Source organism: Halomonas urmiana (assembly GCF_005780185.1).
GTDB classification, from domain to species: domain Bacteria; phylum Pseudomonadota; class Gammaproteobacteria; order Pseudomonadales; family Halomonadaceae; genus Halomonas; species Halomonas urmiana.
The window spans coordinates 36,324-54,948 of record NZ_VBUI01000006.1 but is presented as its reverse complement, the minus strand read 5'-3'; the positions used below and the strand labels follow the sequence as shown (position 1 = coordinate 54,948).

Here is an 18,625-nt window from a genome sequence, read left to right as displayed (position 1 = left end):
CCCGCCGTCCTCGATGCGAGAGTATATCAACTCTTGATGTTGCCATGCAGCACGCTGGAGCTGTCGATGACTCGATGTTGCGCATCCTCGGGGCGTCACCCCGCCTTCAGGGCCACCATGCGCAGTCGCAGGGCATTGGCGATCACGCTGACCGAGGAGAGCGACATGGCCGCGGCCGCGATGATCGGCGACAACAGCAGGCCGGTGAAGGGATAGAGGATGCCGGCGGCGATCGGCACCCCCGCGGCGTTATAGACGAAGGCGAAGAAGAGATTCTGGCGGATGTTGCGCATGGTGGCCCGGGAGAGGCGATGCGCTTCGACGATGCCGGTCAGGTCGCCGCGCAGCAGGGTCACGCCGGCACTCTCGATGGCCACGTCGGTGCCGGTGCCCATGGCGATGCCCACGTCGGCGGTCGCCAGGGCGGGCGCGTCGTTGACGCCGTCGCCGGCCATCACCACCACACGCCCCTCATCGCGCAGCCGCTGCACCACTCGCCCCTTGTCCTCGGGCAGCACCTCGGCCTGCACCTCGTCGATGCCCAGGCGACGGGCGACGGCCTCGGCGGAGGTGCGATTGTCACCGGTGAGCATGACGACGCGGAGCCCATCGGCCTGAAGGGCGCGAATGGCCTCGCCGGTGGTCTCCTTGACCGGATCGGCAATCGCCACCAGGCCGGCCAGGCACCCATCCATGGCGGCGAAGATCACGGTAGCGCCATCGCCACGCAGCCGCTCGGCCTCATCCTCCAGTTCGTCCAGGGCCACCGACTCGTGCTCCATCAGCAGGCGATTGCCGAGGGCGAAACGATGATCCTCGACCTGCCCCACCACGCCCTTGCCGTTGGGAGCATCGAACTCCGTGGCCTCGGACAAGGTGAGCCCCTCCTCCTTGGCCCTCTCGACGATCGCCTGCGCCAGGGGATGCTCGCTACCGCGCTCCAGCCCCGCGGCCAGCCGCAGCAGCTCCTGCTCGTCGACGCCTTCTGCTGGGCGCAGCTCGGTCACCCGCGGCCTGCCCTCGGTCAGGGTGCCGGTCTTGTCGACGACCACGGTATCGACTTTCTCCAGACGCTCCAGCGCCTCGGCGTCGCGGATCAGCACGCCGGCCTGGGCCCCACGACCCACGCCCACCATGATCGACATCGGCGTCGCCAGCCCCAGGGCACAGGGGCAGGCGATGATCAGTACGCTGACGGCGGCGATCAGGCCGAAGGCCATGGGCGGTGCCGGCCCCCACAACGACCAGGCGATGAAGGCCACCACCGCGACCAGGATCACCACTGGCACGAAGACGCCGGCCACCTTGTCGGCCAGCCCCTGGATGGGCGCGCGGCTGCGCTGGGCATTGGCCACCATCTGCACGATCTGCGACAGCATGGTGTCGCGGCCCACCTTGTCGGCGCGCATGATGAAGGAGCCCTGGCCGTTGATACTGCCACCGATCACGCCGTCTCCGGCGGCCTTGCGCACCGCCAGCGGCTCGCCGGTGACCATCGACTCGTCGATGTTGGAGCGCCCCTCCAGTACCTCGCCATCCAGCGGTACCTTGTCGCCGGGGCGCACGCGCAGGCGATCCCCCACCTGCACCCGGTCGAGGGAGACCTCCTCCTCCTGGCCGTCATCGTCGAGGCGCCGCGCAGTGGCCGGGGCCAGGTCGAGCAGTGCACGGATCGCTCCGGAGGTCTTCTCCCGGGCGCGCAGTTCCAGGACCTGACCCAGCAGCACCAGCACCACGATGACCGCCGACGCCTCGAAGTAGACGGCCACCGAGCCATCGGCCTGGCGGAAGGTCGCGGGGAAGATGCCCGGCACGATCGTCGCCAGCAGGCTGTAGACCAGCGCCGCCCCGGTGCCGATGGCGATCAGGGTGAACATGTTGAGGCTGCGGCGCACGAGGGAACGCCAGCCGCGCACGAAGAAGGGCCAGCCCGCCCAGGCCACCACCGGCGTGGCCAGCAGCAGCTGGATCCAGTTCGAGACCTGAGGGGCGATCAGGTGATCGAGCCTGAAGAGGTGGCCTCCCATCTCCAGCACCAGCACGGGCAGGGCAAGGGCAAGACCGATCCAGAAGCGCCGCGTCATGTCCTTCAGCTCATCGGAGGGCCCGGTATCGGCGGAGACCGTCTCGGGCTCCAACGCCATGCCGCAGATGGGGCAGTCGCCGGGGCCTTCCTGACGGATCTCGGGATGCATCGGGCAGGTGTAGATCGTGCCGGGCGGCGCCGGCTCGGCCGCTGGCTTGTCGTCCAGGTAAGACGCGGGATCCGCCTCGAACTTCTCCCGGCACCTCGCCGAGCAGAAATACCAGGCCTTCCCCTCATACGAGACTCGGTGTTCGGTCTGGTGAGGACCGACTTTCATACCGCAAACGGGATCCGTCACCTCACCCGCATGTTCCTGAGTCATGCTCCATCCTCCCTGCTACGGCTCCCCTTCGCCTCATGCGAAGGGGCATGGTGGTCGGCGTCTTGCGCGGCACGCCCGGAAAGAAACATGTATTCCGCTACCAGAATCACGACCATGGCACCCGCTGCAACGAGCAGCACCAGGGGATCCGTGATCACCTTCACCCAGATGAAGCCGGTCAGCACGACCAGGTCCAGGACGATGGCTACCAGCAGTATGGCCGGTTTTGCCTCCACCTCTTCACGCAGATGGCGGAACACACCCCAGTGGATAGCGATATCCATGACCAGATAGAAGATGATGCCGAGGGCCGCTATACGACTGAGATCGAAAAATGCCGTCAGGAAAAGACCGAGTACGACCGTGTAGACCAGGGTGTGCTTCTGGATGCTGCCGGGCATGTGAAAATGGCGATGGGGAACCAGCTGCATCTCGGTCAGCATGGCCAACATGCGTGATACCGCAAAGATGCTGGCAATGATGCCCCCGGCAGTGGCCAGCATGGCCAGAACGACGGTAAACCAGACGGCCGCCTCACCGAGTGCGGGTCTGGCGGCGGCCGCCAGGGAGTAATCCTGTGTCTCGATAATCTCCGTCAGCGACAGGTTGGTTGATACGGCAAACCCGACCATGGCGTAGATCACGACGCAGAGGATGATCGACATGACGATCGCTCTCCCGACGTTACGGTGGGGGTCCTGAATTTCGGCGCCGCTGTTGGTGATGGTGGTGAAGCCCTTGAAGGCCAGGATGCCGAGCGCGGTGGCTCCCAGGAATCCAGACAGGGAAGGATCCGGTGCCGCTCCCGTCGTCTCCATGCCGAGGGAATCCGCCACCAGAACCCCCACCACGCCGAACAGGATAATGCCGCTTATCTTGATGATGCCGAGGACTGACGCTACCCCCTGGATAAGCTTGTTCGCCGAGAGGTTGATCAAGAATGCCGACAGCAAGAGCCCGACACCCAGCAGAGGCACCAGCAACGCCCTATCTTCTACGTCAACCAGCTCCAGCGTGTAGGAGCCGAAGGTCCTCGCCAGGAAGCTCTGGGCGATCACCATGGAAAAATACATCAGCAGCGCATGAAAGGCGGTCGGCAGGCTGGTCCCGTACGCCTTGTGGAGGTACATGCCGATGCCACCGGCTGACGGATAGGCATTGGACAACTTGACATAGGAGTAGGCGCTGAAGGCGACGACGAGCGCCGCCGACAAGAAGGCCAGGGGGAACAGTTTCCCCGTCATCTCCGCCATCTGGCCCGTCAGGGCGAAGATGCCGGCACCGATCATCACCCCCGTCCCCAGCGCGATGGCCCCGATGAGCGAGAGGCTGTTCTCCTGATACTCGGGCGATCTATCCATTCACACCTCATCTCGTCACAGGATAATGGAGCCGCACACTCCCCTCAGGACATGGTCGTACAGGACCGCGGCAGTACCGCTACAGGAGCTCCCGGGACAGGTTCGGCCGAAGGGACAGCAGCGGTAACGCCGCATAGAGGTCCAATCGAGAGCCGGTCGCCCGTGACTGCGGTCATCTCTGCCTGCTTCTCGTCACAGGACGAGCGCTTTCAAGGGCATCCACAGCCCCATGAAGATCATGACCAGGTTCTCGGTCAGGGAGACGAAGCCCAGGGGGACATTGCTGTTGCCGCCGACGCAGGCGCACTTCAGCTCGCGCTTGTCGATATAGACGGCCTTGAAGACCGAGACGGCGCCCACCGTGCCGATGAACAGCGCCAGGGGGGCGGCCAGCCAGATCCAGGCGCCGGCCAGCATCAGGACACCGGCCAGGGTCTCGGCGAAGGGGTAGACGTAGCCGTAGCGGACATGGCGCTGGGCGAGCAGATCGTAGTTGAGGAACATGGTGCTGAAGTTTTCGATGTCCTGCAGCTTCTGGAGCCCCAGCAGGGTCATGGCGGCGGCGATCGCATACTCCAGCATGCGCCCGGAGACGAGGGTGTCGCTGGCCGTCCAGCTCACCGCCAGGCCAATCAGCAGGGAGGTCGCGAAGATAGCGATCACCGGCTGATAGCTGATCTCCTTCTCGCCGGGCACGCTCATGCCGAGATACTCGCGCACCTCCTCGTAGCCCCCCACACGCCGTTCGCCGATATAGACCTGGGGCGTGGTGTCGACGCCGGCCTCTTCCTTGAACGCCTCGATCGCCTCGCGCGAATCGAGGGTGTGGTCGTCCACCCGGTAGCCCTTGCGCTCGAGCAGTTCCAGGGTCTTCAGGCCGAACGGGCACAGATGCTCGTCCGTCTTCATGCGGTAGAGGCGAGCGGTATCGTGCGGCGCAGACGCTGCCGAGGTAGCGCTGCTCATGATCATCGACCTCCTTGCGGTAGCGGGAGCGGATCGGGGCGCCCGGCGCCCTGAGCCATGGCTCGCGGCCATGTGCCGACACCATCCTCTTGCCGATGGCTGCGGTGGCACCCCACACGTTGCCTTCAGCCTAGAACCCTTGTGTTACCCAAGGGTCAAGGCGACGCTCGCCGAGGCCGGTCACAGCATCAGCCGGACCCCGGCCACGACGCCGCTGTCCTCGGTGGCGTCGCCGTCGACCCGGGACAGATCGGCGGTCTCCCCGACCTGCGTCTCCCAATAGGCCCCGACATAGGGGGAGAAGCGCCGCGTCACCGCGTAGCCTAGACGCATGCCGACCCGCACGGCATTGAGCCCCTCGCCCACACCGAAGGCCTCGGCCTCGCTGGCGGCCAGGGCGATCTCGGTGCGCGGCTGCAGGCTGAGGCGCTGGGTCAGGCGCAGGTCGTACTCGCCCTCGATACTCGCCGAGAGATCGCCCGCGTCGCTGAGGCGCAGCGCCACGTCGGTCTCGATGCCGTAGGGCATCACTCCCTGCAGGCCGACCACGCCATAGCCGCGCTCGGCGTGGTCGTCCGAGAACACCCCGCCCTGATAGCCGACGCCGCCCTGCAGCTCCCAGAAGTCGGCAATCAGCCGGCTGTAGCGCAGCTCCAGCGATTCGAATTCGGCATCCTCGCCGTCGCCCTGGACGTTCTCGCCCTCCGACTCGAGGTAGACCCGGTTGACGTCGCCGCCATACCAGGCCTGGAGATCCCACACCAGCGCCGCCTGCCCCTCGTCGGGCAGGGCATACTCGAGCCGGTCGATCAGCGCCATGCCCAGATGATGCTTGACCATGGGGGACGGCCAGTCGACGGTGGCCGCATAGCCATCCTCGGCCTGGGCCGTGGGGAGCGCCAGCAGGGCCACGGCGCTGCCGATCCCGATCACTATGTTCCTGGTATTCATGCGTTCTCCTTGCAGAACCTGATTGACGAGAGCGGGCTCACGAGACCTGGACGACCCGAAACATGCCGGCCTTCATGTGGTAGAGCAGGTGGCAGTGAAAGGCCCAGCTGCCCTCGGCATCGGCGGTGATCAGCGCCGAGGTGCGCTCGCCGGGCTTGACGTTCAGGGTGTGCTTGCGGGGGATGAGCGCGCCGTGGCCGTTCTCGAGTTCCATCCACATGCCGTGGAGATGGATCGGGTGCTCCATCATGGTGTCGTTGATCAGGATCAGGCGCAGGCGCTCGCCGTGATGGAAGTGAAGGGGGCCCGTCATCTCGCTGAACGTCTTGCCGTCGAAGGACCAGATATAGCGCTCCATGTTGCCGGTGAGGTGCAGCTCAAGCTCACGCTCCGGCTCACGGCGATCCGGCCAGGGGGTGAACGCCTTGAGATCGCCATAGACCAGCGTGCGACGCTCCCCCGGCGTGATGCCGATGCCCGCCTGGCCGAAGCGCGAGCCCGGCTGCGCCATGCCGGCCGCCAGCATGCCGTTGGCACTCATTCGGCGGCGCTCACCCGCCACGCCCTGCATGTCGGCATGGTCCATGCCTGGCATGCCCTGAGAGCCGGCTGCGTCCATGCCCGCCATGCCGTGGGCGCCCATGGCCTCCATGCCACGATCGGCGATGGTGCGCCGCTCGGGGAGTGCCGCGGTCATGCCCTCGCGGGGCGCCAGGGTGGCGCGGGCGTAGCCGCTGCGATCCATGGTCTCGGCGAAGATCGTGTAGGCCGTGTCGTCCTCGGGGGCGACCAGCACGTCATAGGTCTCGGCCACGGCGATACGAAACTCGTCGACGGGAACCGGCTGCACGGGCTGGCCGTCGGCCGCCACCACGGTCATCTTGAGCCCCGGGATGCGCACGTCGAAGTAGGACATCGCCGAGCCGTTGATCACCCGCAGGCGGACTCGCTCGCCGCGCTTGAACAGCGCCGTCCAATTCTCCTCGGGGGCTTGGCCGTTGAGCAGGTAGGTATAGGTGCTGCCGGTGACGTCGGCGATGTCGCGGGAGCTCATGCGCATCTTCGCCCACATGCTGCGCATCTCGGCGGTGGCGGCGAAGCCCTTCTCGCGCACGTCGGCGAAGAAGTCGGCAACGGTGCGCTCCTGAGCGTTGTAGTAGCCCTCGGCGGTCTTGAGGTTGCGAAAGACCGACATCGGATCCTCGAAGGTCCAGTCGGTGAGCAGCAGCACGTGCTCGCGGTCATAGCGGAACGGCTCGCGCTCGGCCGCGTCGATGATCAGCGGGCCGGCGTGGCCCAGCTGCTCCTGCAGGCCGGAATGGCTGTGATACCAGTAGGTGCCGTTCTGGCGCACCGGGAAACGGTAGGTGAAGGTCTCGCCGGGCGCGATGCCGGCGAAGCTCACCCCCGGCACGCCGTCCATTCCGGGCGGCAGGATCAGGCCGTGCCAGTGGATGGACGTGGGCTCATCGAGCAGGTTGGTGACCTTGAGCACCGCCTCCTGGCCCTCCTGGAGACGAATCAGCGGCCCGGGACTGGTGCCGTTGATCGTCATCGGCCGAGCCGACTGGCCGTCGATCGGCAGGGCTTCCCGGCGGATGGCCAGCGCCACCTCGGGCCCCTCCTCGGCACCCTGGGCATAGACGCTGGTCCGCCCCCAGGGATCGGCCCAGCCGGGGCGCACGCCCAGGGCAGCGGCCGAGCCTAAACCCAGCGCCGCGCCGCCCTTGAGGATCTGCCGACGCGTCAGCGGGTGGTGGATGACTCCGGAACCGGACATGGGTGACTCCCGTCGATGACTGATCGCGCCATCCTGACGGCCCAAGCTGAATCACCGCTGAATCCTGCCGCTCACACCTGGCTCGCGCCGACCGGCACCGTGATCGCCACGCGCAGTCCACCCAGGGGGCTCGCCGCGAAGTCGACCCGCCCCGCATAGCGGGCCAGCAGCTGGTGCAGGATCGCCAGCCCCAGCCCGTAGCCGGGGTAGCGCTCGTCCAGGCGGGTGCCGCGTTGTTGGCCCAGGCGCGGCAGGTCCGCCTCGGCCACCCCCGGCCCATCATCCTCGACGAGGATGGTGAGGCCCTCCTCCAGACGAAGCCGGCAGTGGATCTCGCGGGTGGCCCACTTGCCGGCGTTGTCCAGCACGATGCCGAGCATCTCGGAGAGATCCTGGGAATCGATCACGACCCACAGGTCGCGCTGCGCGGGCAGGCTCAGCGTGAAGCGCTTGTCGGGGTAGAGGGAACGGAACATCTCGATCAGCCGCGCGCTGTCGCGGCCGAGCTCGGTCATGCGCCCGGCATGGGGGCCGGCGATCCGCGAGCGACGCAGCTCGGCATCCAGCTGGGCATGCACCGCGTCGAGCCGCTCCAGCAGCCGCCGACGCCGCTTACCGTCGATGGGGCGCGTACCGCGCAGCACCTGCGTGACCGCCGCCAGCGGCGTCTTGAGCGCGTGGGAAAGATTGGCCACCGAGTCACGGGAGCGCTGCAGCCGGGCGTCGATCTCGTCCATGAAGCGGTTGAGCTGGAGGACCAGACCATCCAGTTCGGAGGGCACGTCCGGGGAGAGCCGCTCACGCTCGCCACGGCGCAGCTCCCCCAGCTGGTCACGCAGCCGGGAGAGGGGAATCAACCCCCGGTTGACCGCCAGCAGGTTCAGTGCCACCAGCATCACCAGCACCGCGGCGGCGATGCCGCCGACCCACCCGTGCAGCCGGTGGAGTCCCGCCTCGACCTGCGAGTAGTCCTCACCGATCAGCAGCACGCCGCGCTCGCCGTTGAGGACGAACGCCTGCCGGTAGACCAAAAGGTGCTGCCCCTCTTCCCGCACCTCCGTCAGGGCCCCTCTGGATGCCTCGAGCAACGGTTGCAGTGCCACCCGCCAGCGCGGGTCGGAGGCCGAGAGGTCGTCACCGAGGCGCAGCACATAGAGATGATGGAAGACCTGGAAGCCGCGACTGGCCGACTCCAGCACGCCGGCGGAGGCACGGTCATCGCGGCGCAGCTGCTCGATGGCATAGGCGGCCTCGCGCTCCAGGCGCGCGCCGAGGAAATCACGGGCCAGATCGTTCAGCAGGATGCCGTGCAGCAGCCAGGTCATCCCGGTGACCACCAGGGCGATGCCCGACAGCCAGGCCAGCAGCCTGACACGCAGGCTGCGCCGATCAACGCGCAACGAAGACATAACCCTGGCCGCGCCGGGTCTGGATGATCGCCTTGCCCAGGTAGCGCCGCAGCCGCGCGATGTAGACCTCGATGAGGTTGGGCGCCGCAGCGTCCTGCTCCAGGGCATAGAGCTGATGAAGCAGCTGATCCTTGGAGAGCACGCGCCCGGGGTGATGCATGAAGTAGCGCAGCAGCAGGAACTCGGTGCCGGTGAGCAAGTGCCAGGGGCCCCCGTCGAGGCGCACGCAGCGGTTCGCCTCGTCCAGCGAGACGCCACTCTGCGTCAGCTGCTGGGAGAGGCGCCCGGACTTGCGGCGCAAGAGCGCCATGATCCGAGCGATGAGCTCGGCGTCGTGGAAGGGCTTGGTCAGGTAATCGTCGGCGCCGCCCTCGAGGCCGACCACCTTGTCTTCCCAGGTGTCACGCGCGGTGAGAATCAGCACCGGCAGGTCATGGCCGGCCTGGCGCCACTGTTTCAGAAGCGCCAGTCCCGAGCCGTCCGGCAGGCCGAGATCGAGGATCGCCAGCTCATAGTGCTCGGTGGCCATGAGCGACCTGGCCATGTGCAACGACGTGGCCAGGTCCGTGCGATAACCGTTGTCCTTGAGGCAATCGACCAGGCTCTCGGCCAGCAGATCGTCATCTTCGAGCAGCAACAGTTTCATTGACGGCGCATCACTCCTGAAGATCGATGTTGCCCGACATGCCCGATTCGCAATGCCCGGGAATATTGCAGGCGTATGCGAGGCTATCCACATGCCTCGGAGCGGTCCAGACGAGCGTGGCGCGCGCTCCCGGATCCAGGGTCACGGCCGGCATCCGGCCGCCGTGCTGCCCCTCGGCCATGTCCTGGCCGCCATACCCGCCGTCGCCGTGTCCTCCACTGCCATGGCCCTCGCCGCCATGACCACCGCTCATCTGCTGCATCATGTCCCGGTGAGCCTCCTGGGCCTCGGCGTCGCCGATCACGAATTCGTGAGCTAGATCACCGGTGTTGGTGATCTCGAAGCGGATCGTGTCGCCAGGCGCAGGTTCAGCGATTCGGCATCGAACCACATGTCGCCCGCCTCGAGGCGGATGGTACGGTCGATATCAGCGTCGCCGGCCGGCGCATGGGAACCAGCGTGCTCGCCGGCGGCGAAGGTGGTGCTGGTGACGAGCCCCAGGGTCAGGGCCAGTAACGCCTTGCGCATCGCGGATACCTCTCGCATCGTATCGGGGAATGCCCTTTGTACCCTAGCAACCTGAAACGAGACTGAAACCGGGCGTCGGCATCAGGAACCCCGCGGGGCGCTTGACCTCTGGGCTACCCAAGGGTTGTAAGCTCATAACGACAGTTGCTAGCGTCTTCCCATCGGGGAAGACCACGTTCCTACCCTACGCACGACGAGGAGAACGATCATGGTCAAATACCCGCGGGTCATCGCCATCGCCCTGGCTGCCGGCCTCGGCATTGCCGCCAGCGGCGCCGCTTCCGCTCACGGTACGAATCAGGGTCACCAGGGCGCTGGCGGCATGATGGGCTACGGACATCAGGGCGGCAAGGATTCCGGCATGATGGGCCATGGCCAGGGCGGCATGGGCCCCGGCATGATGGGCTACGGACACCAGGGTGGCATGGGCCCCGGCATGATGGGCTACGGCCAGGGTGGCATGGGCCCCGGCATGATGGGCTACGGCCAGGGTGGCATGGGGCCCGGCATGATGGGCTACGGCCTGATGCAGGGGCTCGAGCCAGAGCAGCGTCGCGAGATGCGTGAGCTGATGCAGCAACACCGTCCCGCCCAGTTCGAACGCATGGGGCAGATGATGGACCTGCGCATGGCGCTGATGGAGGAGATGCATGCCGAAGCGCCCGACCCCGACGAGGTGAAGGCCCTGCATGACCAGATGGCCGAACTCCAGGGCGCGATGATGGCGGACCGGGTGCGCCTGCACAATCAGCTGCAGGATCTGCTGACCGACGAGCAGCGCGAACGGCTTCAGCAGGGCGCCTCAGGCCAGCCACGTCAGCCATGACACCGGCGCTCGACGGGCATCGCGGGACGATGCGGCCATCCCTTGCGCTGAATCAAGGTAGCGGATCGCCCATTGGGCCCACAATGAGGCTGCCACGACGAGGGTATCCCCACCCATGACCGCATCGGCTCGACAACCGCATCACTCCCGACAAGGCCAACGCCTGCTGGCGCTGCTGCTCGCGGTGCTGCTGTCGGTGGCGAGCCTGTCGGGCCATGCGGCGATGGACGCCTGCGCCAGCGACTGTTCGGCGCCCCCGGCCGAGATGCTGGCGGGGGCTGACCTGGACTGCAGTACCTGCGCGGTCGTGGCCGCGGCGCCCGTCATGGCTTCCCTGCCGGCCGCCACGCCGATCGACGCCGCCGGCCCGGCGCTGGTCGATCACGCCCCCCTGCCGGCCCGGCCCCCTCCCAGACCCTGAGGCGACGTCTGTCTTTCGCGGTGCGCCGGCCTCCCGCCTGCCGCCGGATCATTCCGCACTCTCGTCAGGAGTCACCTCATGATGACCACCGACTGCTTCGCCCTGATGGGCGCCATGGGCTGGATGGGCTGGCTGATGCCACTCGCCGCCCTGCTGCTGCTGGGCCTCGGCATCGCGGCCCTCGCCAAGTACCTGTTCACGTCACACCGTTCCCGGGAGGATCGCTCATGAACCGCTTCGCCCCGCCGCTGCTGCTGTCCACCGCCCTGTTGCTGGGCGCCGGGACCGCCCAGGCCGCCCTGCCCACCGAGGCCACCCTGTACAAAAACCCGCAGTGCGGCTGCTGCGACGGCTATGCCCGGCACCTCGAGGCGCTGGGCGTCGAAGTCACCGTCATCGACGACCGGCCGCTCGGCGAGGTCAAGGCCGACTCCGGCGTCCCCTACGGGCTCGGCTCCTGCCACACCATCACCATGGGCGACTACGTGATCGAGGGCCACGTGCCGATGGCGGCCGTGGAGCGGCTGTTCGAGGAGCGACCGGCGATCGACGGCATCGGCCTGGCGGGCATGCCCATCGGCACCCCCGGCATGCCCGGTCCCCAGCGCTCGCCCTACGAGGTCTACCGGTTCACCGACCGGCAGGACGCCCCCTTCATGACGCTCTGACGCGGCCCTTGAGGCGACCCAACGAGATCGCCCCGGCACATGCCGGGGCGATCTCGTTGGCGTCTCCGAACGCTACCAGGCGGCCTCAGGCCTCGGCCGTGACCCATCGACGGCGCCGGGCGCGCTGGATCATGCGATAGCGCGAGCGGATCTCGTCGCGCTCCATGTAGCAGCCCTGCAGCCAGCGGTGGCCGGTGCTGCCCTCGAAGGCGTCCCGAGCGTGCAGCAGGCGGCGGTTGTCGAAGATCACCAGGTCCCCGGGCCGATAAGTGAAGCGGATCGCGAAGACCGGATCGCGCAGCAGGCGCTGCAGGGTCATCAGCGCCTCATAGGCCGGCTCGACGTCCTCGAAGGTGGTCTGCAGGGGGCCGCGCAGGAAGTCGGCGATGCGCACCTCGAGCAGCTCGCCCCGGGCGTCCAGGCGGATCATCGGCTCGAACCAGACGTAGTCGGTGGTCTTGGCGGTGTTGGCGTAGCACCAGCGCACCCGGGTCAGGGTCGCCCAGGCCTCGGGATGGCGCTCGCGCAGCGCCTCGGCCACGGCGAAGCCGTCGAGCATCACCGCCTGGCCGCCTTCCACGCCGTTCTCCAGGCAGTGCAGCATCTGCAGGCCGGGGTGGTACTCGCGGGTCGGCAGATCGGTATGGGGCGGCAGGGCGATGGAGGTGTAGGCGTTGGAGTCGGGGTCCGGCTTGGCCTGAACGTCGAACAGCTGGCCGAAGTTGGTCGGGCGCACCGGCCCGATACGCCGAGCGATGGACTCCAGCGAGCCCGGCTCGGTGGGCAGGTCGCGCAGGCGCACCAGCCCCTTGGCGAGCACGCTCGCAAGCGCCGGGGCGAGGATCGCCTCCTCGGCCTCGCTGTTCGGGGAGGTGTCGAGCAGCCCGGCGGCGGAGAGGGTGTCCGGGCCGGCCTCGGGGCCGCCTTGCCAGGTGGTCACCGGCACCAGCGGCGCATCGGCGTCGTGGAGATTATCGTAGTCGTGGGCGCGCAGCCAGCCGGGATGGAAGCGCAGGCGGCGGTCCTCCATGGCGAAGTCCACGCAGAGCGCGCCGGCGGCGTCGATCTCGGCGCCCTCGACCTCCGGCCAGGCGGGCAGCATGGAGAGATCCAGGATGCGTTCCCGGGTCGCCGGATTGACGGTGGTGTCGTCGGCGGCGTTCTCGCGCAGCCAGATACTGTGGTAGCGGCTGACCCGGCCGTCGCTCCACTGCACGGTCACCAGGCGAGGCGTGACGGAGACACTCTCGAGGTCGGCCTCGATGGGCCAGGCGTCGTAGTCGGGGGTAAGCGGTAGCGTGGTCATGGAGTGACTCCCGTTGGCGTTGAGCATGCCCACAGGATGACAGCCGTGGCGGGGCGCGACGCGACCCGATCCGACACCCACTGTGCACGATCCGACAATCAGCTCGACTCGAGGCCGCGGCGCAGCTGGCTCGGCGTCACGCCGTGGTGGCGGCGGAAGGCGCGGGTGAAGCTCGAGGCGGAGGCGAAGCCGCTGGCCAGGGCGATCTGGGTGATCGGGTGGCGCGTCTCGCGCAGCAGCCGGTGGGCATGGGCCAGGCGGCGCTCCACGTAGAAGCGCTGGGGCGAGCAGGCGAGGTCCCGCTCGAAGAGGCGCTCCAGGCGGCGCCAGCCGAGCCCCAGCTCGTCGGCCAGCGCGCGGATACTCAGCGGCGCCTCCAGGTGATCCTCCATCAGCACGATGGCGCGATGGATCAGCGGGTCGAGGCCCTGGCCCGGCAGGCCGCGCTGGCGACTCGCCGGCTGGCGCCGCTGGTGGTGGACGAGCTGCTCACGGACCCGGTCGGCCAGGTCGTCGCCGTGACGTCGGCGAATCAGATCCAGGCTCATGTCGATGGCCGCGCTGCCGCCGGCGCAGGAGAAGCCGCTCGGCGTGACCTCGAAGACGGATTCCACCGCCTCGATCTCGGGGAAGCGCTCGCGGAACTCCGGCAGGCTCTCCCAGTGCAGGGTCACCGTCTGGTCGGCGAGCAGGCCGGCGGCGGCCAGCACGAAGCAGCCGGTATCCATGCCGCCCAGGGTGACGCCCTGCGCGGCTCGCTCACGCAGCCAGTCGAGCAGCGTCTCGTCGACGGCGGCTTCCGGGGCGAAGCTCGCGCAGACCGCCAGGCTCGGCGCCATCGGCACGTTCGCCAGGCTCACGTCGGCCGCCAGGGTCATGCCGTTGGAGGCCTCCACCGGCCCACCGTCGCGGCTGATCACGTCCCACTGGAAGAGCGTCTGCCCGCTGATGCGGTTGGCGATGCGCAGTGGCTCGATGGCCGAGAAGAAGGCCACCATGGCGAAGCGCGGCAGCAGCAGGAAACCGAGGCGCTCCGGGGAGGACGCGGGGAGCTTCAGTCGCATGGAGCACCTGGCAAGAGGGAATCGGGATCGAGCGCCGATTGTAGGCGGCCGGGACGGCACAACGGAAGCGGCCGAGATCCCCCGGGATTTCGGCCGCCTTCATCGGCCCGCGCGAGAGCGCGGCGTCAGGTCACTGGCGCTGGGTCGCCCCGATGCGGCGTCGCGACTCGCGGAACAACGAGACCAGCACGCCGGCGGTCATCACCAGGATCACCACGCTGAGCGGCAGGGCCGCGGCGATCAGCGCCGTCTGCAGCGCCTTGAGGCCGCCGGCCATCAGCAGCGTCGCGGCCACCAGGCCGATCACCACGCCCCAGAACACGCGGAAGCGCTGCGGCGGCTCCTCGTTGCCCAGCGACAGGATGGTGGTCAGCACCAGGGTGCCGGAGTCCGAGGAGGTGACGAACCAGCTCATCAGCAGGAACACCATCAACGCCGAGAGCACCCAGCCGAAGGTGCCGGTGCCGGCGATGCCGTCGGCGCTTTCGAACAGCGCGGCCGGCAGGTTCCAGGCGTTGACCAGCTCGATGATGCCGCCGCTGCCCGGGCCACCGGCGGCGGTGAGCTCCTGGTGCAGGGCGTTGCCGCCGAAGATGATCAGCCAGACGAAGATGATCATCGTCGGCACCAGCAGCACGCCGAGCACGAATTCACGCAGGGTGCGGCCCCGGGAGATGCGCGCGATGAAGATGCCGACGAACGGCGCCCAGGCCAGCCACCAGCCCCAGTAGAAGATGGTCCAGCCCTGCTGCCACTCGGTGGTGCCGGGATCGTCGGCGAACCACAGTCCCATGGGGATGAAGTTGATGGCGTAGTCGAGCACGGTATCGCCGAAGGCGCCGATCAGCCACAGGGTCGGGCCACCGATCAGGAAGGTCGCGACCACGGCCACCGAGACCCAGATGTTCATCTCCGAGATGATCTTGATGCCGCGCTGGACCCCGGAGACCGCCGAGATGACCGACACCGCCGAGATCACGGCGATCAGCACCAGCTGGGAATTGAGCCCCGGGTCGGTGCCGACCAGGCGCTCCAGGCCCACCGCCATCTGGCTGACGCCGAGCCCCAGCGAGGTGGCGACGCCGAACACGCAGCCGAGCACGCCGAGGATATCCACGGCATGGCCGATGGGGCCGAAGATGCGCTCGCCGATGAACGGATAGAGCGCCGAGCGCAGCGCCAGGGGCAGGCCCTTGCGGTAGGCGAAGTAGGCCAACGACATGCCGACGATCACGTAGATCGCCCAGCCGTGCAGCCCCCAGTGGAAGACCGAGACGCGCAGCGCATCGATGGCCCGCTCATAGTTCATGGCGGCCGCGCCGGCCATGTCGGCATGGGGGTTGTTGGGGTAGCCGAAGGCGCCGGTGTTGTCGAAGTAGAAGATCGGTTCGGCGACGCCGAAGAACAGGATGCCGATGCCGATGCCGGCGGAGAACAGCATCGAGAACCAGGCGAAGTTGCTGAAGTCGGGCCGGCTGTCATCGGGTCCCAGGCGCACACTGCCATGGCGGCTGAGCACGATGTAGGCGCAGACCACCAGCAGCAGCATCACGGTGATCAGGTAGTAGCCGCTGAAGGTGGTCTCGATCCAGGCGCGGGTGGTGCCGAACAGCCCGCTGGCCAGGTCCGGCATCACGCCGGTGAAGAGCACGAACCCCAGCACCAGTAGCGCGGCGGTGATGGTCATGCCCTTGTGCATGCCGCTGAAGAAGCCCTCCTGGGAGAGCTCGGTGACCATATAGTCGGTGGAGGTCTCGACCTCATGGCTGGCACGGCGTGTCGGCGGGGTGGGGGGAGTTGAAGTAGCGATAACGTCGTCCTCATTGAGCCGGGCCTCGGGCCGGCGATCCCGTTAGCCGCCCGGCATCGGCCGGGCGGTACCTCGTTGTTCTTCTTGGCGTCGGTGCCGAAGACGCTCAGCGCCTGGCGGGCAGCCCGATGCGACGCCCGGCGAGTTCCGGCCAGTCGCCCTCGGCGGCGGCGGGCAGCGTCTCGATGACGCCGGCCACGGCCTCCGGGAACGGCGCCGGGCGGCCGGCATCGCTGTCGATGCCCATCAGCATCTGCTCGCTGGTGGCCAGTAGCATGCCCTCGCGGTCGTGCATCGTGAAGAAGACGTGCAGGCGCTTGGCGTCACGCGCCAGCACCGTCTCCTCGACCGACAGCGGCTGGCCCTCGTGGGCCTCGCGGCGGTAGCAGAGGTGCGTCTCCAGGGTGTAGAGGGTGTAGCCATAGCGCGCGCGGCCGGCCTCGTCGAGGCCGATGGCATCCATCAGCGCCTCCACGCCCAGGGAGAACACCCGCGCGTACTCGGCATCGTTCATGTGGCCGTTGTAGTCGACCCACTCTGGGGCGACACGGATCTCCATCAGTGCCATCAGATGCGCCCCTCCAGGCCCTCGGCCTCGGGCCAGTACTTCTGCACCAGGTCGAGCAGCTCGACCAGGAAGTCGTCGCGGCGGCGATCGAGCTCGGCGACCGGACGATCGGCGGCCTGGTACTCGCAGCCCTCGACCACCTTGTCGATCAGCTCATCGGTGAGCTCCGGGGCCTCGAGCTTGGTCCAGGGCAGCTTCAGCGCCGGGCCGAACTGCTCGAGCATGTGGCGCATGCCCTGCTCGCCGCCGGCCAGATGGAAGGTCAGGAAGGTGCCCATCAGCGACCAGCGCAGGCCGCAGCCGTAGACCACCGCGGCATCGATCTCCTCGGTGGTGGCGACGCCGTCGTTGACCAGGTGCAGCGCCTCGCGCCACAGCGCCTCCATCAGGCGATCGGCGATATGGCCCTCGATCTCACGACGCACCACCAGCGGCCGCATCGCCAGGTCCTGGTAGAGCGCCTGGGCCTGCTCGATCTGGCGGGGCTCGGTGGCCTCGCCGCCGACCAGCTCGACCAGTGGCAGCAGATAGACCGGATTGAAGGGGTGAGCGACGATCACCCGTCCCGGGACCCAGGTACAGTCGCGCTGCAGGTCGCTGGGCTTGAAGCCCGAGGTGGAGGAGCCAACGATCGTGCCGGGGGCCGCTGCGGCATCGATGGCGGCGAGGATCTCGCGCTTGAGCTCGAGGCGCTCGGGCACGTTCTCCTGGACCAGGTCGGCGCCGGCCACGGCCTCCTCGAGGCGATCGACGAAGGTCAGCCGCGACGGGTCGGCTCCCTCGGCGAGGCCCAGCTTCTCGAGCGAGCCCCAGGCGTTGTCGACGAAGGCGCGAGTGCGCGCGGAGGCCCCGGGGGCCGGGTCGAAGGCGACCACGTCCCAGCCGCGGGCCAGGGCCCGGGCGACCCAGCCGTTACCGATGACGCCGGTGCCGATGACGGTCAGCTGCTGGCTCATGCTTCACCTCCCACGGCTGTCTCGACGGTCAGGCCAGTGTTCGGGTCGCGCAGCTTGAGGTGCGCGCGGGTCTCGGCCGGGGTCATGATGCGACCGCCGAGGTTCTCGATGAGGGTGCCGGCCTTCTCGACCAGGCCGCCGTTGGTGGCCATCACGCCCTTCTTCAGGTAGAGGTTGTCCTCCAGACCGACCCGGGCGTGGCCGCCGAGCAGCATCGCCTGAGCGACCATCGGCATCTGGTGGCGGCCGATGCCGAAGGCGGCCCAGTTGGCGTTCTCCGGCAGCTTGTTGCGCATCGCCAGCATGGTCTCGGGGTCGGCCTCGGCGCCCCAAGGGATGCCCAGGCAGAGCTGGAACAGCGGATCGCCGTCGAGCAGGCCTTCCTGTTGCAGCTGGCGGGCGAACCAGACGTGGCCGAGGTCGAAGCACTCGAGCTCCGGTTTGACGCCGGCGGCCTGCACCAGGCGGGCATGCTCGCGCAGCCAGTCGGCGGTGTTGACGTAGACCATGTCGCCGAAGTTGAGGCTGCCGCAATCCAGGGTGCAGAGCTCGGGCAGCAGCTCGCCCACCGGGGCATGGCGCTCGGCCGGGGTCTGGATGTCGGTGCCCGGGCCGCCGCGGGTCGGATCCTCGACGTCCGGCACCCAGTCGCCGCCACCGCCGGCGGTGATGTTCATGACGATGTCGACGTCGGCCTCGCGGACGCGCTCCATCACCTCGCGGAAGTGCTCGGTGGAGTGGCTGATGCCGCCGGTCTCGGGGTCGCGCACGTGGATGTGGGCGACGCTGGCGCCGGCGCGGGCGGCCTCGATGCAGTTGTCGGCGATCTGCGGCGGCGTGACCGGGACATGGGGGTTCTTGCCGGCGGTATCGCCGGCACCGGTGACGGCGCAGGTCAGGATGACGTTGCGGTTCATGGTCGACCTCCTGGGGTTCTAGGATGGGAATGGCGACAGT

19 protein-coding genes are annotated in these 18,625 nt (G+C 68.1%); 4 read left to right on the top strand and 15 right to left on the bottom strand.

Translation table 11 applies throughout. The annotated features are described in order from the left end of the window. Positions 1–95: 95 nt before the first annotated feature. The 9 genes from FEI13_RS05185 to FEI13_RS19400 all read right to left on the bottom strand — a co-directional run bounded on the left by FEI13_RS05185 (position 96) and on the right by FEI13_RS19400 (position 10,049). Complete coding sequence (locus tag FEI13_RS05185) at positions 96–2,408, bottom strand: heavy metal translocating P-type ATPase (protein WP_138180052.1); 2,313 nt, start codon at positions 2,406–2,408, stop codon at positions 96–98. Continuing rightward, the gene (locus tag FEI13_RS05180; RefSeq protein WP_138180050.1) at positions 2,405–3,769 is read right to left on the bottom strand and encodes an APC family permease; all 1,365 of its coding nucleotides are present in this window, start codon (positions 3,767–3,769) and stop codon (positions 2,405–2,407) included. Before FEI13_RS05180 ends, FEI13_RS05185 begins: the two co-directional genes overlap by 4 nt. A gap of 192 nt (positions 3,770–3,961) precedes the next feature. Continuing rightward, positions 3,962–4,735, bottom strand: a complete 774-nt coding sequence (locus tag FEI13_RS05175) for a glutaredoxin family protein (protein WP_204758356.1) — start codon at positions 4,733–4,735, stop codon at positions 3,962–3,964. A gap of 180 nt (positions 4,736–4,915) precedes the next feature. Continuing rightward, on the bottom strand, positions 4,916–5,686 hold the full coding sequence (locus tag FEI13_RS05170; protein WP_138180048.1) for a copper resistance protein B: 771 nt from the start codon (positions 5,684–5,686) through the stop codon (positions 4,916–4,918). Positions 5,687–5,723: 37 nt separating this feature from the next. After that, positions 5,724–7,466: a copper resistance system multicopper oxidase gene (locus FEI13_RS05165; RefSeq protein ID WP_138180046.1), complete on the bottom strand. Its 1,743-nt coding sequence runs from the start codon at positions 7,464–7,466 to the stop codon at positions 5,724–5,726. A gap of 71 nt (positions 7,467–7,537) precedes the next feature. Then, positions 7,538–8,875, bottom strand: coding sequence for an ATP-binding protein (locus tag FEI13_RS05160; protein ID WP_138180044.1), 1,338 nt, complete (start codon positions 8,873–8,875; stop codon positions 7,538–7,540). Next, positions 8,856–9,521 (bottom strand): response regulator transcription factor, encoded by a 666-nt coding sequence (locus tag FEI13_RS05155; protein ID WP_138180042.1) that lies wholly within the window; start codon positions 9,519–9,521, stop codon positions 8,856–8,858. The genes FEI13_RS05160 and FEI13_RS05155 overlap by 20 nt, the downstream gene beginning before the upstream one ends. 10 nt (positions 9,522–9,531) lie before the next feature. Next, a complete protein-coding gene (locus FEI13_RS19405) occupies positions 9,532–9,786 on the bottom strand; it encodes a cupredoxin domain-containing protein (protein ID WP_240036435.1) in 255 nt (84 codons plus the stop codon). Positions 9,787–9,836: 50 nt separating this feature from the next. Then, the gene (locus FEI13_RS19400; RefSeq protein WP_240036434.1) at positions 9,837–10,049 is read right to left on the bottom strand and encodes a hypothetical protein; all 213 of its coding nucleotides are present in this window, start codon (positions 10,047–10,049) and stop codon (positions 9,837–9,839) included. Between the two features lie 208 nt (positions 10,050–10,257). On the opposite strand from FEI13_RS19400, the gene FEI13_RS05145 reads away from it, so the two are divergent. From FEI13_RS05145 to FEI13_RS05135, 4 genes are all read left to right on the top strand, one after another. Next, complete coding sequence (locus FEI13_RS05145) at positions 10,258–10,875, top strand: Spy/CpxP family protein refolding chaperone (RefSeq protein ID WP_240036433.1); 618 nt, start codon at positions 10,258–10,260, stop codon at positions 10,873–10,875. Between the two features lie 115 nt (positions 10,876–10,990). Next, a complete protein-coding gene (locus FEI13_RS05140; protein ID WP_138180040.1) occupies positions 10,991–11,296 on the top strand; it encodes a hypothetical protein in 306 nt (101 codons plus the stop codon). A gap of 78 nt (positions 11,297–11,374) precedes the next feature. Further along, complete coding sequence (locus FEI13_RS19160; protein ID WP_166462121.1) at positions 11,375–11,527, top strand: hypothetical protein; 153 nt, start codon at positions 11,375–11,377, stop codon at positions 11,525–11,527. Then, positions 11,524–11,964: a DUF411 domain-containing protein gene (locus FEI13_RS05135; protein ID WP_138180038.1), complete on the top strand. Its 441-nt coding sequence runs from the start codon at positions 11,524–11,526 to the stop codon at positions 11,962–11,964. The genes FEI13_RS19160 and FEI13_RS05135 overlap by 4 nt, the downstream gene beginning before the upstream one ends. A gap of 85 nt (positions 11,965–12,049) precedes the next feature. Here FEI13_RS05135 and FEI13_RS05130 read toward each other — a convergent pair whose 3' ends face one another. The 6 genes from FEI13_RS05130 to FEI13_RS05105 form a co-directional block, all read right to left on the bottom strand. Continuing rightward, complete coding sequence (locus tag FEI13_RS05130; protein WP_138180036.1) at positions 12,050–13,270, bottom strand: TauD/TfdA family dioxygenase; 1,221 nt, start codon at positions 13,268–13,270, stop codon at positions 12,050–12,052. A gap of 98 nt (positions 13,271–13,368) precedes the next feature. Further along, positions 13,369–14,334, bottom strand: coding sequence for a GlxA family transcriptional regulator (locus FEI13_RS05125; RefSeq protein WP_204758355.1), 966 nt, complete (start codon positions 14,332–14,334; stop codon positions 13,369–13,371). A gap of 130 nt (positions 14,335–14,464) precedes the next feature. Beyond that, positions 14,465–16,072, bottom strand: coding sequence for a BCCT family transporter (locus FEI13_RS05120; protein ID WP_138180034.1), 1,608 nt, complete (start codon positions 16,070–16,072; stop codon positions 14,465–14,467). Positions 16,073–16,250: 178 nt separating this feature from the next. Beyond that, positions 16,251–16,712, bottom strand: a complete 462-nt coding sequence (locus FEI13_RS05115) for a thioesterase family protein (protein ID WP_138180032.1) — start codon at positions 16,710–16,712, stop codon at positions 16,251–16,253. After that, entirely contained in the window at positions 16,712–17,668 is a 957-nt protein-coding gene (locus FEI13_RS05110) for an L-carnitine dehydrogenase (RefSeq protein ID WP_138180030.1), read from the bottom strand. Before FEI13_RS05110 ends, FEI13_RS05115 begins: the two co-directional genes overlap by 1 nt. After that, the gene (locus FEI13_RS05105) at positions 17,665–18,585 is read right to left on the bottom strand and encodes a beta-keto acid cleavage family enzyme (RefSeq protein ID WP_138180028.1); all 921 of its coding nucleotides are present in this window, start codon (positions 18,583–18,585) and stop codon (positions 17,665–17,667) included. The genes FEI13_RS05110 and FEI13_RS05105 overlap by 4 nt, the downstream gene beginning before the upstream one ends. Between the last annotated feature and the right edge of the window lie 40 nt (positions 18,586–18,625).